Annotated in this window: 8 protein-coding genes; 5 read left to right on the forward strand and 3 right to left on the reverse strand. The window is 57.6% G+C overall.

The window, feature by feature from the left end:
- Positions 1 to 204: 204 nt before the first annotated feature.
- From ASE90_RS05715 to ASE90_RS05725, 3 genes are all read right to left on the reverse strand, one after another.
- Positions 205 to 507, reverse strand: a complete 303-nt coding sequence (locus ASE90_RS05715) for a hypothetical protein (RefSeq protein WP_235531679.1) — start codon at positions 505 to 507, stop codon at positions 205 to 207.
- A 224-nt stretch (positions 508 to 731) separates the two neighbouring features.
- Positions 732 to 1,319: a TetR/AcrR family transcriptional regulator gene (locus ASE90_RS05720; RefSeq protein WP_162235055.1), complete on the reverse strand. Its 588-nt coding sequence runs from the start codon at positions 1,317 to 1,319 to the stop codon at positions 732 to 734.
- A 143-nt stretch (positions 1,320 to 1,462) separates the two neighbouring features.
- A complete protein-coding gene (locus ASE90_RS05725) occupies positions 1,463 to 3,685 on the reverse strand; it encodes a glycoside hydrolase family 3 N-terminal domain-containing protein (protein ID WP_082449581.1) in 2,223 nt (740 codons plus the stop codon).
- A gap of 593 nt (positions 3,686 to 4,278) precedes the next feature.
- On the opposite strand from ASE90_RS05725, the gene ASE90_RS20840 reads away from it, so the two are divergent.
- From ASE90_RS20840 to ASE90_RS18985, 5 genes are all read left to right on the forward strand, one after another.
- Entirely contained in the window at positions 4,279 to 7,032 is a 2,754-nt protein-coding gene (locus ASE90_RS20840) for a TonB-dependent receptor domain-containing protein (protein WP_055997509.1), read from the forward strand.
- A gap of 1,009 nt (positions 7,033 to 8,041) precedes the next feature.
- On the forward strand, positions 8,042 to 9,355 hold the full coding sequence (locus ASE90_RS05735; RefSeq protein WP_055997514.1) for an MFS transporter: 1,314 nt from the start codon (positions 8,042 to 8,044) through the stop codon (positions 9,353 to 9,355).
- Complete coding sequence (locus tag ASE90_RS05740) at positions 9,352 to 12,042, forward strand: alpha-L-rhamnosidase (protein ID WP_055997517.1); 2,691 nt, start codon at positions 9,352 to 9,354, stop codon at positions 12,040 to 12,042. Before ASE90_RS05735 ends, ASE90_RS05740 begins: the two co-directional genes overlap by 4 nt.
- A gap of 93 nt (positions 12,043 to 12,135) precedes the next feature.
- Positions 12,136 to 13,191: a nucleoside hydrolase gene (locus ASE90_RS05745; RefSeq protein WP_055997520.1), complete on the forward strand. Its 1,056-nt coding sequence runs from the start codon at positions 12,136 to 12,138 to the stop codon at positions 13,189 to 13,191.
- 115 nt (positions 13,192 to 13,306) lie between these two features.
- A complete protein-coding gene (locus ASE90_RS18985; protein WP_082449583.1) occupies positions 13,307 to 14,686 on the forward strand; it encodes a family 1 glycosylhydrolase in 1,380 nt (459 codons plus the stop codon).
- The last annotated feature ends 203 nt before the right edge of the window (positions 14,687 to 14,889 follow it).

The following is a 14,889-nucleotide window of genomic DNA, read 5'->3' on the forward strand; positions in this document are numbered from 1 at the left end:
GCCCACGTCGCCGATCGGAGCCGTATCCACAGCCGCTCAGCGCTCGACTGCAATGCGAGCCTCCATCACCATCGTCCGACGAGAAGCTTTGCAATTCAGTACCGGCCTGCGAACAGGGTCTCACTGACCGAGCGTGCTAAGACCGCCAGTCGCATTCTGGGACGACAGCCCGGTTGGGCAGGAGGGCCATCCGAAGCCGCATCGTTATTTCTTCGCGGGCAGCTTCTCAAGATCTGCATTTATCGCCGCGAGCTTCGCGTCCGTGATCTGGTCGGCCGCATAGTTCTGCAATGCCTTCAGGGTGAAAGTGCGTGCCATGTCGATCTCCTTGTTGGAAACGACGTTGGGGAGGTGCTTAACCAGCACGGCCTTCGCCGCCGGATCGTCGAGCAGCGTGCCAAGCAGGGTCTGTTCAACCGAGTACTTTTCCGTAGCGGTCGCCGGGGTGGTTGGTGGGATTGTCTGAGCAGGCGCAACTGTTGGTGTCAAAAGGGCGAAGGGTAGCATGACGCAAAGGTAACGCATCGCTATCGGCTCTCCTAATCGCGACAGGCTGTCTGTCGCTTATTGAACAAAGCCGTTCTATATTCTGACCCGGATGGACGCAAGCGCTTTGATAGCACCTTGCAGGTCCGGGCCGTTATCCACGAATATCGTTCGTGACGTTCATCGCTTGTCGAGTATGGGAACAGAAGCAGCGTTGGGGGTATAGCCACAGGAACGCTCGGCTATCACCAAGCCGATCGGCCTCCAGCAAAAAGAGCGACTAGTCGGCTGACGAACGCATCGCAGTCTTCCTTCGACAGAGATCTTATTCTGCCTTCCCGCCGAACCCAACCGATCAACGCCGCGATAAAGGCGGTCGACAAAACGAAGGGATCGGACGCTTCCCAGCTTTCCTCTTTCGTGACTTTAGACATCCGGTCGCTAAGTCGCCGAACGGCTTTCACATAACCTTGTTCGTGAAACTCCAAGGCAAGTTCCGGGAAGTTGTCCGCTTCGGCGATAATGAGCTTATCGAAGGCGATGACATCTGCCGTTAGCATGCGCTCAAGAAAGACCGTGCCGAACCGATGAAGCTGCTGCTGGCTTGAGCCATCGCCGAACACTGCTTGGTCCGTGACGAGATCGGCCGATCTGTTCAGCCTAGCCGTGACGATCGCGCGGAACAGAGCCGGCTTATCCGGATAGCGCGAATACAGTGTGCCCTTTGAAACACCGGCTGATGCCGCGATAGCGTCCATTGCGGTATTTGCGTAGCCTTCAGTTAGAAACATCTGGCGACCGACTTCGAGAATAGCGCGATCAATCGCCGCCACTTGATCCTTAGTTGGCCTACCTCGTTTTGGTCGAAAGTCTGAGGTCTTTACCAACGCTGCCCCTGATCCCACATCCGTCACTTTTCGATAGACTCCGCCGGAAACACGACGCCATTGCATATTAGCATGGGGACGTCCAACAACTAGCGCACCTCAAAAGTCGTGGCATTCTTGGCTACTGAACTACCTCCTACCCAAACGTCGAACACCGACGCCTCGTTCACCCAACTGCGGGTGGCGGCGTTCCAATAGCGCAGGTCGTCCTTTGTGAGGGTAAAGCTAATGGTACGCTTCTCGCTCGGCTTGAGCGCGATGCGCTTGAACCCCTTCAACTCACGCACAGGACGTTGCGCACCGGCCAAGCGCTGGTGGATATAAAGTTGCACGACCTCCTCTCCGGAGCGCGTGCCTGTATTGGTTACCTCGGCAATGATCTGCACCGGCTCGCCCGTAGAATATTCGGGCTTGGCGGATCGCACGTTGGTGTAGCCGAACGTGGTGTAGCTCAACCCGTGGCCAAACGGGTAGGCAGGAACACTGCTCGTATTGAAATAACCCTTTTCGGCATCCTTCGGATTGTGAGAAATCAGATGATTGTAGGGGTTTGGTGCCTGCGCCGCATCGTTGATCCAGCTGAAAGGCAGCTTCCCGCCGGGCACGGCATCGCCGAACACCAGATTCGCCACTGCGGCTCCGCCTTGCGAGCCGGGATACCAGACGTCCAGTACCGTCGCGGGATTGCTGTTGCCGAGGTCGACGGGTCGGGCACTCATCAGTACCACGACGACGGGTTTGCCTGTCGCGGTGACTTTTTCCAGCAACTCGCGCTGCCGTCCAGCCAGTTCGAAGGTGGTTCGCGATGCCTGTTCGCCGCTCATGTCCTGGGTTTCGCCAAGCACTAAAATGGCCGCATCGGCGGCACTCGCCATATCGATGGCGCGCGCTATCTCTCTCGTCTCGTCGAGTGGCGGCTTTGCGACCTTCTTGTCGAGTGACCCACCGGGAGCGGGGAAGAGGCGGGGCGGGATTCGAACGCCCTCGCTATAATTGACACGAACAGCGGTACCGAGCTTCTTCCTGATCCCTTCCAGAATCGTCATCGAGGGCGGGTCATTCGGCGCGAATGCCCATGAACCCAAAGTGTCACGCTTCGAGTCGGCCAACGGACCGATGACGGCCACCGATCGAACCGCCTTGCGATCCAATGGCAGGACGTTCCGGTCGTTTCGAAGTAGGACGGCACTGCGTTCCGCTGCAATCCTGGCAAGTTTTAGATGTTCCGCGCTCCCCAGTATTTGGCCGGCCTTACCTGCATCGATGTACGGATTGTCGAACAGCCCCATTCGTATCTTCATCTCGAGAATGCGTCGCACCGCGCGATCCACCTCGGCCGCTGTTACCCGGCCGTCGCGGATCGCCTGCGGGAGCGCGGCCATAGCAGGCGTTTGGCCGGGGCCTGTCATCTCGATCGTGAGACCGGCCTTGATCGCCGCGACGGCGGCATCCTGGTCGTTAGCAGCGACACCTTGCGTCTTGAGCGAAACGACGCCGCCGGAGTCGCTCACCACGAAGCCCCTAAAACCCCAGGTATCGCGAAGCACGTCGGTGAGCAGCCACCGGTTACTTGCGGCAGGTATGCCGTTCAGCCCCATATAGGCGCTCATGACGTTTCCAGCGCCCGCCTTGACGACCGCCTCGAACGGAGGAAGATAGGTGTTCCACAGTTCGCTATCGGAAATGTTTGCTTCGGCGTAATCCCGGCCGCCCAACGAGGCCCCGTAGCCCGCCAAGTGTTTCGGACCGGAAATGACATGGCCCGGCGCTCCGATATACGGGCCTTGGAAACCTCGAACCTGCGCAACCCCCATGACTGCCGTAAGGTAGGGATCTTCGCCGGATCCCTCTACAATCCGGCCCCAGCGCGGATCCCGTGCAATGTCGAGCATGGGTGCGAACGCCCAGTGAATTCCGACGGCGCGGGCCTCGCGTGCGGAGATTGTCTGAATCTTCTCGACCAAAGACGGATCCCATGACGCCGCCATGCCGATGGGAACCGGGAAGATGGTCTTGAGGCCATGAATTACGTCATACCCGAATAGGACGGGTATGTGCAGCCGCGACCGCTCCACCGCAATGCGTTGAAGCCGATTGATCTCGTTCGGATCCGTCGCAAACAATAGCGAGCCGACGCCTGTCGTGGCTAGCGCTTCAAGCGCCTTAACATTCGCTGGTGGATAGGGCTGAAGATAGAAGAATTGGGTAAGCTGCGCCGCCTTCTCTTCGGGCGACATCTGCGCGATCAGAGCGTCGGCCTGTTTGGCAACAGCCTGATCGGACATCTGCGCAGCAGGCGTTTGCTGCGCCATTGCCGTCGACGAGACCGAACAGCAGGCCAAGGACAGGTACACGGCCTTCCAGGCGTTTCGACGAACATGCGATGAGCGCGACCGGGTAGGCGGCGATATGTTACTCGACTTGCCGCTGCCCGTCCTTGAATGCTTCACGGTTTTCCTCCCAGGAATGCTAGGCGGCATGGCGCTTTTGCGGTCCTGCGCGCGCTTGCCAAGCGGCAACTATTGAACGAATGCGTTCTAAAATGCCAGTCTCTTTCACGGCGTCGGGGGACGTCCGCCTCCTATTCAGGCGGACATTCGCCGGGACCGGCACGCTGTGCATCGGTTCAGACAATCACACATGGCAACCGCGAACCCCGGCATTAACAGGTACGATGCGCCCACTTGTGTTTATCGAACGACACTGTATCAATCCTGTCAGCGCCGCGGGAAGACGGGTATTGAGGATGAGTCGAACAACAAATCCGTATCGACGATGAGAGCAAGGCCTCGACCTAACGGTTTTAGGCTAGCTGCCGAACGTTCGCACGCAGGTTAGTTGACTGACTGATTTTGGAGATCGGGACGCGTCCCCGCATAGAAGAAAAAAGAACAGGGAGGGTGATATGAAGTTCAAACTTGGTTCGGTTCGTCAACGGTTGGCTTTGGGGGCGGCAGTGATCACGTTGATCCCCGGTTTCGCCATGGCACAGGTTACGCCCGCTCAGTCGTCCTCGCGGGACGCGGAAGAAGCGCGGACGGCAGCGACCGAGGAACAGGCCGCTGGCGGTGTGGCTAATACGTCGTCCGAGCCGACCGATGCGGATATCGTGGTCACTGGTACTCTTCTGCGGGGAACCGCCCCTGTTGGTTCTAACGTGATCAGCGTCGGTCAGGATCGTGTGCAGTCGCAGGGTGCCACGACGACGAACGAACTTTTGGGTACCATTCCCCAAGTCTCGAACTTCTTCAACAACGTGCCGAGCGCCTCGCTCGTCGGTGCGGTCCAGACTTCGCAGACAAGTCGGCCCAATCTGCGTAATCTTAGCAGCAACACCTCGTCGAGCGCTTCGACGCTCGTGCTTTTCGATGGCCACCGCATTGCTGGCGCCGGCGTGACGCAGTCTACAGTCGATCCCGACCTGATCCCCACCGGTGCAATCGAGCGCGTCGAGGTGGTCACGGACGGTGGCTCATCGACATATGGCGCGGACGCGGTCGGCGGGGTGATCAACTTCATCACGCGTCGCAGGTTCGACGGGGTGGAGGCCGATGCACGCTACGGGTTCGCCGACAACTACTGGACCGCGACCGCCAACGCTACGGTTGGTAAGGACTGGGAAACCGGTTCACTTTACGCGTCGTACTCGTTCAACAAGAACGACAGCATCTTCGGTCGCGACCGTGACTTCATCCGGGCTTTCGACTATTCGGTCAACCCTGCTGTGCCGGCAAGCCGGCAATGCGATGCAGCCAACCTCACTATCGGTGCGAACAACTACGCCTACCCCACGGGCGCATTAGGAGGCGTTCGATGCGACGCGTCGGACAATACTGCTTTCGTGCCTTCTCAGGAGCGACATGGCGGTATCGTAAGCCTGTCCCAGGAAATAAACGCGGACATATCAGTAGATATTAAGGCGTTCTATGGTCGTCGCGAGACGCTTGCGGAACAGATCGCATCAGGCACCGTAACGATCGCGTCTGCCAATCCGTTCTACTTTGCCGTTCCGGGCGTTGCCGGACGTCCGAACCAGACCGTGAACTTCAGCTTCTCGCCAGTGTTCGGCGGAGACAGTTCCGCGTCAGGGACGACCATCGAGGAATGGGGCGCGAACGCAGAGTTCAGAGCAAAGCTTGGTAGCAACTTCCAGTTGCGCACGTTGCTCAATTACAGTCGCTCGAACTCTGCTTATTACATCAACCAGATCAATACCGCAGCCCTGACGTCTGCGGCGTCGGGGACGACTGCTGCAACCGCTTTAAGCCCCTATGATTTGTCCCTGACAAATCCGACGGTTTTGGCAGGAATCAGAGATTTCCAAGCCGCTGGCCAGTCGAAGGATGATCAGTTCAACGGCCGTGCGATCATCGATGGGTCTCTACTTTCATTGCCGGGAGGTGACGTTAAGGTCGCAGTCGGATACGAGTATATTGGTGATGAATTCGCCCAACGCTTTACTAATGGTGATGTGCGCGGTGTATTGGGCAGGCAAGCATATAATAGCTACAACCGTCATGTACACGCTGGCTTCGGTGAAATCCAAGTACCGATCTTCGGTGAGGGTAATCGTACGGACGGAATATATTCGATGTTGCTATCAGGCTCTGCCCGGTACGACCATTACAGCGATTTTGGCGGCACCTTCAATCCTAAGGTTGGTGCCAGCTACAAGCCCGTCTCTTGGTTTACGCTTCGTGGCAATTACGGCACCTCGTTCAATGCGCCCACGCCGGTGGATCAGCTTGGATCCAGCCGCAATTCGATCCTAGTTGTTCCTTTCGCGGCCTTCGTGCGGCCGGGTGATACCGTTTCTTTCTTCGGCAACGGTACAGTAGCTTTGACTGGGGCGGTTCCAAATCTACAACCACAAACTGCAAAGACCTGGTCCGTAGGCGGGGATGTAGACTTTCAGTTTCTCGAAGGGCTACATGCCAGCGCGAGCTACTATAACGTTAAGTTCGACAACATTCTTGCAACGCCTACGCCCAACGCTGGAATTTTTCGCGACTTCCCCAACAATGTTCAGACAGCCGTCACCGGCATCGATCCAGCCATTGCTAGGGCTTTTGCTGCGCAGGATCCCAACGGTCTGGCGCAAGTGAACGCCTTGATTGCGTCCGGAATTCCTATCTATGAACTCGTCGACTTCCGCACCGGGAACTATGGTATCTTGAAAGTTTCCGGAATCGATTATACCGTCAACTATCGTACGGGAACGAGCTTTGGTGGGATCGACGCGTCCGTTTCAGGAAACTACCAGATAGATCGGCAGTTCCAAGCCTCACCAGGAGCGCCAGCAATTGATCAGCTTCTTCTCGATCAGGGACGTTTGACGCTTCAGGGCACCATAGGCGCTGATCTCGGAGGCTTCCGTGCGCAGGCGACGCTCAATCATAACAGTGGTTTCGATTATACCCAGCGTGCTGGCGATGTTTCTGGCCAAACGCGCGTGTCAGCGTTCAACGTGGTCAATCTGTTTTTTAAGTATGACGTGCCGGTAACCTCAGGCGCGCTGCAAGGATTGAGCTTGTCGGCGAACATCAATAACGTCTTGGATCAGGATCCTCCCATCTACCGCATCACCGGCGGCAGTGGCTTCACCAATGGGTTCACTCTGGGCCGCCTGTTCTTGTTCGGTATCGGCAAGAAATTCTAGAATATGATTTTGAACCAGCGGGTCGGATCGTGTTGGTAGTCCGTATCCGCTGGTTCCGTCGGGTAGGCCCGATATGTTAATATTGACGTGCTGCTGAATATTGTGATGGCGTTCAGCCATGTAGATCACGAAATGCAATTTATTCGGTGGCGCCATCTCGTTTCACACTAATCCAGCGAGCAGATGATAACACGGTATCAGGGCAGACAGCGGAATTTGGATACCGCTTGCTCAAGCTCAGCCGCCCGAAAAGTCCGACTGGTGTGTCGAGGACAGTAGATCCCGCGGTTGCCTATAGTCTACCCGGCACTGTCACGGTTCAGGGTGTCCTCCCGGCAGGATCGTGCCCACGGGCCATGACCGGTCATATTCTGAAACGCTGCGGCGACACAATTGGTCGACACAACGCTGGATGCCACTGCCTTCCGAATCGCACACATGTTCACTGCAAAGAAAGCCAATTCCCGTCATCACGTTTTAGGCCTCTTGAGGGGTAGGATGGTAGTGCGGGGCGGCGTGGTATTGCAAATCTCTCCAACGTCTTGAGCCGCCTAATCGGCCGAAGCTTCCGGCCTAAAATAGGTGCCCCCGTACGACTGGATAACAACGGATGCGCTGGATCGGCATGGTCCAGCGGTGATGGCGCAAGGGTAGAAGGGGCAATCCTCATCTGCTCGGTGAAGGATGCCGGGAAAAGGGCTTGGAATGAATGACGTGCAGCCCTGCGCCACGATAATTTCACTTACTAAATTTGAGCGCGTGCCCAGCTTTTACAACGGATGCCCCTTTGCGACCAAAGCGAAGCAGTATAAAAGAACGGCGTAGTTCATTTCTGAGCTGGAAGTTAAGGCGGGCTGCCGCACCTTCGATAACGTTGCCTGGCGATAGTTTCCATTCGTGTACCGGCCCCTTGCTGAAGCCCCGTGCGGGACTTGCCCCTATGGAGGAACAACGGCGGTCAAAGTGGGCACGAATCCCGCTCGACCGAGAAACAGAGGATGGCGATGCTATGAACACAGTATCTGTGGCTGACCGCGGCATTGAAACCGAGACCGAAGGGGGGTGGAAAGCCACCGTCCTTGCCGGCTTGGCGAACTACATTGATGCCGGATCGATTGTCGCAGGTTCTGCCGCCTTGGCCCTGTGGGTTGAGATCTACAAACTCACGCCTACGTTCGTCGGCCTAATCGGCGCGTTCAGTGCCAACGCAATCTCCGCCGGGATCGGAGCGCTGATCGGGGGGCGCCTATGCGATCTCTACGGCCGCAAAAAAATCTACCAGTATGACATGCTGTTCTACGCTTTCGGTATGTTGTGGCTGGTGTTTGCGGTGCAGCCGTGGATGATCGTCGTCGGCTTCGTTCTTGTCGGCTTGGCGGTGGGTGCCGATATACCCGCATCGTGGTCGCTTATTGCCGAACTGGCCCCGAAGGGAGCGCGCGGCAAGCACAGCGGTGTCGCGCAAGTGCTATGGTATTTGGGCCCGGTCGTCGTGCTGCTGATGTTTCTAGCACTTGCGCCTCTAGGTGTACTCGGCGCGCGTATCGTGTTCGCGCATCTTGCCATCCTTGCTTTGGTGCTCACGTTGTTTCGAGCGCGAATGAAGGAGTCGCAGGCATGGGTCGATGCCCAGACGGCACAGTCCGAACCTGAGGCGGGCCGGTCCTTCGCGATTGTGAACGGTTGCACGTCGTGGCGTGAGCTGCTGAAGCCGAAGCATCTTAAGTCCATGGCGTTTCTTGTCGTCATGTACGGGATGTGGAACCTGTACGCGGGCACGAGCGGTTTCTATTTTCCCTACATCCTCCGAACGGTCGGAGACCAGAGTCAGACAGTCAGCGTTGCGGTTCAAGCGTATAATTTTGCGCTTTCGATGCTGTCGATCCTCTTGGTCTTCATGCCCTTGTCCGACAAGGTCAACCAGAGAATGCTCTTTGCAGTATCGGCCGCGATGCAAGTTGCCGGCATGATTTTGCTGGCGGTGTTCCCGCTCACCCTCCTTCTAGCGTTGCTCTATGTCTCCATTATGGCTCTGGCAGGCGGGTTCGGGGCCCAGTCGTTCTTCCAGCTCTGGAGTTCGGAACTGTTTCCCACGCTGATCCGGAGTAGTGCGCAGGGGCTGACGTTCGCCGTGGTCCGGATCGGCCTGGGATTTTGGAGTTTCTTCGTGCCTGCACTCACAACGACAGGCTTCCATACGCTTGCGTGGATCTTGGCAGGGTTCTTGGCGGTGAGCGGGATTGTCGGCACGATCTGGGCCCCGCGCAATGAGGGAAAGTCACTCGCCGAGATCCAAATGCAACGCGAGGAAAATGCGGCATGAACCTTGATGTTGCGCAAAGCGTCGCCCCACGCGATGAAGAGGTCCAGCCGATCGGTCTGGTCGCGGACGGTGCGGACGATGCAGGCCATATCGGCATGGCGCGGCCCAGCCTCGCATGGCGCCTACGCGCGTCGCGCGACGGCGTAAGGCAGGTCGGTTACCAGTTGCAGGTAGCGCGCGACGCGTCGTTTGAACGGGTTCTGGTCACGACTGACTATCTCCCCTCGTCCCTATGTCGTGCGCCGGCGTGGCCGGGCGCACCCCTGACGAGCCGCGAGACGTGCTGGGTGCGCGTTCGCGTGCAGACGGATCGCGGGGTTAGTTGCTGGAGCACTCCCTTGCGTCTCGAGGCCGCGCTATTGGCACGTAGCGATTGGCAGGCACGCCCGATCAGTCCGGTCGATAATGCCGATCGTGCCGAACCAGGGCCCGTACCGTTGTTGCGCCGCGCGTTCCATGTCGACCGGCCAGTCGCGCGCGCACGACTCTACGTCAGCGCGCTCGGCGTTCAAACGAGCTGGATCAATGGTTCGCCGGTAGGCGACGCGCTGCTGGACCCGGGCTGGACGGCTTATCACGAACGCCTCCTGTACGCCGCGCATGATGTTACCGAAGTGCTGAAACCGGGTGAGAACGTCCTGTCGGCTGCCGTCGGGGACGGATGGTGGCGAGGTTGGCTGACTTGGATGGAACGCCGTGCAGTCTACGGCGCGACCACGGCCTACTTAGCGCAACTTGAAATCGAATATGTGGATGGTACGACGGTCATTATCGCGACCGCGGACGGAACGGACTGGCGCGGGTCAACCGGAGCCGTCCGGCGCGCCGATCTTTACGACGGTTGCACGATCGACTTGCGTGCGGAGACTGAGGGCTGGCGTCTGCCCGGCTTCGACGACGCTGGCTGGGGTTCGATCGTCTCGTTGCCGTTGCCGTCTGGCCTAGAGTTGCGCTCCATGCCGCCAGTCCGCGTGGTTTCGAGTTGGGATGCGGAAGCCGTACCCGTCGGTGCCGGGCGCTGGCTTGTGGACGTAGGCCAGAATCTTGCCGGCTGGCTGACACTTCGCGTCGAGGGCCCGGCCGGAGCGACGGTGGTGGTACGCCATGCGGAGATGCTAGGCAGCGCTGGCGCACTTTATACCGCGCCGTTGCGCAATGCCGATGCGACTGACAGCTACGTGCTCGCAGGCACCGGAGCCGTCAATGTCGAGCCGGTCTTCACGTTCCACGGCTTCCGCTACGCAGAAATTGTCGCGGACGAAGGAGTTACCGTCGAGAGGGTCGGGGTTCGGGTCATATCGTCGGACCTTCAGCGGACAGGCACCTTCAGGTGCAGCGACGACCGCGTCAATCGGCTCTACGAAAACGTCCGCTGGTCGCAGATTGCTAATTTCCTTGCACTTCCGACGGACTGCCCCCAACGGGACGAGCGGTTGGGCTGGACCGGTGATATCCAGGTTTTTGCCGATACCGCCTGCATGAACGCTGACGCCGGAGCTTTCCTCCGGAGTTGGCTCAAGGATTTGTCGATCGAGCAACGTGACGACGGCAACGTGCCGAGTACCGTGCCCAACGTCATTGGGGGGCACGAATTCGAATATGGCGGCGTTGGCTGGGGTGATGCCGCGACGCTGGTGCCGTGGTCCCTCTACGAAGCCACCGGCGACATCGGCGTTCTCGAGCAACAGTTCGGCAGTATGCGCCGTTGGGTTGACTGGGGCGCGTCGCGACGCGACACCGACGGGCTATGGAAGCGAGATTTCCACCTGGGAGATTGGCTGGATCCCGGAGCTCCGTCGGACGAGCCGCAAAAGGCAACGACGGATCCGAACTTCATCGCAACAGCCTATCTGAGCCGAAGTGCAGCCGTTGTCTCGAAGGCAGCGACATTGCTTAAACAGGCTGCGGTGGCCGCCTACTACGAAGCTTTGTCCGTTGAAGTCGCACGCACCGCTTGGTCCCGCTGGAAAGATGAGATCGGTAAGACGCAGGCAGGGTGCGCCATCGCACTGCAGTTCGGCATTGTACCTTCCGAGGAGGTCGCGGCGACCGCGGCGGCACTCGCTCGACTTGTCAACGATCGCCAAGGACGGATTGCGACCGGGTTTCTCGGAACGCCGCTCGTGCTGCCGGCGCTGTCCGAACATGGACATACCGAAACGGCCTACCGCCTTCTTCTCAACGAAGAGTGCCCTGGCTGGCTCTACCAGGTTCGGCAGGGTGCTACGACGATGTGGGAGCGCTGGGACGCTGTTGGCGAGAACGGCCGGCTACATGCAGGAGAGATGTCTGCGGGCGGGGGCTCTTCGATGATCAGTTTCAATCATTATGCCTATGGCGCCGTCGCGGCGTGGCTTTATCGATCGGTTGCAGGAATCGCATCCGATCCTGCCGAACCCGGTTATGGTCATGTCGTGTTCGCGCCGCAACCCGGCGGCGGTCTGAACCATGCCGCCGCAACCATGGAGACGGTCCATGGGTGTTCGGGTATCGCTTGGCAGATCGACGCGAATGCTTCACTTGGAATCACGCTTAGCATTGCCCCGGGCTCACACGGAACGTTCCACGTTCCTTCTGGCTGGAAGCTCGAGGGCGTGAACGCAGAGGCGTCCGTCATACTATTCGGTTCCGGTAAGCACGCAGTACACCTGACTAAGTGCGTGAGCCGGGAACAAGCAGTTACATGATCAAGCCAACCGATGAGGGATCTTTCCAAAAAACGAGTCTCATCCTCTTACGTCAAGATGCCGATGTAACTCATACAGTTGAGATCGTAGCAGATGGATATTGAACTGCGGACCGCCCTTACGGGAATCAGGCAAATGACCTTGGGACGTCGCCGGTTCATGTCTGGACTAGCCTGTACGGTAGGGGCGCTTGCTACGCCAGCATCGGCGGTACCGAGCGTCGCTGCCCCCCGTGCCCGGTTTCTGCTGGTCAACGATCTGGCCGGCGATGTCGACGGACTGTTCGCGGCGGCGCATGCACTGATATCGCCTTCGCTCAGGACGACCGGCATTGTTGCAACATCCACAGGCCAGAAAATGGAATCGGCGGCGGCAGCGCTAACGCTTGCCAAGCTGCTGTTGACGAAGGTGCCATCTGCCAAGAATATACCGATCTATTTGGGTTCTGAAGGCAAGATCCAAGTTGCAGGAACGCCGATACGAAGTGACGGCGCACAGGCAATCGTTGACGAGGCGAAGCGCGACGACCCCCTGCCACTCTATATCGGATGCGGCGGCGGACTGACCGAGATCGCGAGCGCGTTGATGATCGACCCCAGCATTGCTGAGCGCTTCACGCTTGTCTGGATTGGCGGCGAGTCCTATCCCGCCGGGGGCCGCGAGTACAATTTCGATATCGATCCGTTCGCTGCCCGATTTGTGTTTAACGAAAGCACCGTGCCGATCTGGCAGGTTCCGCGCAATGCCTACGCTCGCTGCATGGTATCTTTGGCGGAAATCGAGGCGGAGGTCGCACCTCAAGGATTACTCGGCGCCTGGCTTTATGCACAAATACTGGCGACCATTCAAAGAAATGCGCGTTATGGTCTCAACACAGGTTCTACGTGGACGCTCGGAGACAATCCGCTGGTGCTACTCACTGGGCTAACGGCATGGTTCCCCCGTATGGTCGGTCAACAGCGGCGGTTTGAAGGTACTGACTCTAGCAAGTATACAGAAGCACTTGCCCCTGAGATAGTTGCAGACGGCAAATATGTAGCAAAATCGTCGAACAGAAACATTCGTGTATACGACGAAATCGATAATAGGCTAATACTTGAAGACTTCTATGCTCGTCTCAAGTTGAAGAAGATTGCTGAGGGCAGCTAACTTACCTCAGGATGTAAATTACGTGGATTCTGATAGAAACACGGAACGAGGCGGTTATGTAAGCATCTGATTGCACAGAGCATATGGCCTCTATCTGACTGACTGGGTTCAGACAATGCAAAAGATCCATGGTATCGACGTTAACGGCCAAGTAAATCGACGGGGTCTGCTGGGCCTTACAGCTGCTGGTTTTGGTCTTGTTGCGGCTGCGACCGGTCCGGGATCCGCGGCAATGGCTTCCCGTTCCGTTCCCGCCATGTTGCCCGCTCCGCGCCAGGGAGCGCGGCGGATGCCTCGATCGTTTCTGTGGGGGGCTTCCACTGCCGGTCACCAGATCGAGGGCAACAACGTAAATTCCGACGCGTGGGTTATGGAAAATGTTAGGCAAAGCATATTTCCGGAGCGTTCTGGTGATGCGTGCGACAGCTTGCATCGTTATCCGGAAGACATATTGCTCCTAAAAGAGCTTGGACTGAACAGCTATAGATTTTCTATAGAGTGGGCAAGAATAGAACCTGCCGAAGGTGTATTTTCTAGAGCCATGCTGGATTACTACAAGCGCGTAGTCGAGTATTGCCACAACGCAGGTATCCGGCCGTGCGTTAGTTTTAACCACTATGTAAATCCTGCCTGGTTCGCAGCATCGGGTGGCTTCATGAGGCCCGATGGGCCACAAATCTTCGCACGTTACTGCGAAATCGCTGCTAAGCATCTTGCGGATGGCATGCATATGGCGTTCACGCTCAACGAGCCCCAGGCGCCCATTATCATCGATATCATGACGAAGGGGGCGGATCGTGCCAAGCTTGCGTCAATGGAACGTGCCGCCGCGGAGGTATGTGGTAGCGATCGCTTTGTTACCTGGAAGACCATTGATCCGGTTGCGGGAGTGCAACCGACTATCCGGGCTCACAAGCTTGGCTATGCCGCTATCAAATCTGTCCGGTCGTCCCTTCCGGTTGGCGTATGCCTTGCGACCATAGATTATCGCGGCATTGGCGAAAACAGCATCGCGTCGGAGGTACGCGAAAGGATCGACGGGCCATGGATGGCGGCGGCGAAGCAAGCTGGCGACTTTGTCGGTGTACAGAACTATTGGCCTCTATACCTGGACAACAAGGGTCCGACCACCGCGCCCGAGGGAACAGTGATCAACGGCGTATTCCCGTTTGATTTCGATAGCCTCAATAATTGCATTCGCGAGACCCACCGCGCGACCGGCAAGCCAATCCTTATTACCGAAAACGGATTAGATAGCCCGGACGACGGCAGGCGCATTCTATACATGACGAATGTGTTGAACCGGCTTGGCAACGTCCTGGACGAGGGCATTCCGTTATTAGGCTACCTGCACTGGTCGTTGATCGACAATTATGAGTGGGGCTCTTTCCAGGCAAAATTCGGCTTGGCAGAGGTCAATCGCACGACCTTCAAACGAACCCCCAAACCCAGTGGATGGATGCTTGGCGAATTCGCCCGCCGCGGGCTCATCTGAAAAGTCGGAGCGTCACGTAGTCCGATTGGTAGGCTAACCAGAACGTTTTTCTCGAAGCTTGGACGTACGTGACGCGCTCTCATATCTGTAGAATATACTTAGAGCGACGCGGTGACGCGACACAGAGTAATTAATATATCGAATTTTTCGGAACAATTAGTTTAAATTACATTTTTGAACAATAAATTGCCTCCTAGGCGTGA

The sequence above is a fragment of the Sphingomonas sp. Leaf67 genome (genome assembly GCF_001421965.1).
Taxonomy (GTDB): domain Bacteria; phylum Pseudomonadota; class Alphaproteobacteria; order Sphingomonadales; family Sphingomonadaceae; genus Sphingomonas.

Bases quoted from the DNA above. Each gene is read 5' to 3' on its own strand.
- ASE90_RS05715 (WP_235531679.1), bottom strand. From the start codon at position 507: ATGCTACCCTTCGCCCTTTTGACACCAACAGTTGCGCCTGCTCAGACA.
- ASE90_RS05740 (WP_055997517.1), top strand. From the start codon at position 9,352: ATGAACCTTGATGTTGCGCAAAGCGTCGCCCCACGCGATGAAGAGGTC.
- ASE90_RS05725 (WP_082449581.1), bottom strand. From the start codon at position 3,685: ATGGCGCAGCAAACGCCTGCTGCGCAGATGTCCGATCAGGCTGTTGCC.
- ASE90_RS05735 (WP_055997514.1), top strand. From the start codon at position 8,042: ATGAACACAGTATCTGTGGCTGACCGCGGCATTGAAACCGAGACCGAA.
- ASE90_RS18985 (WP_082449583.1), top strand. From the start codon at position 13,307: ATGCAAAAGATCCATGGTATCGACGTTAACGGCCAAGTAAATCGACGG.
- ASE90_RS05745 (WP_055997520.1), top strand. From the start codon at position 12,136: ATGGATATTGAACTGCGGACCGCCCTTACGGGAATCAGGCAAATGACC.
- ASE90_RS20840 (WP_055997509.1), top strand. From the start codon at position 4,279: ATGAAGTTCAAACTTGGTTCGGTTCGTCAACGGTTGGCTTTGGGGGCG.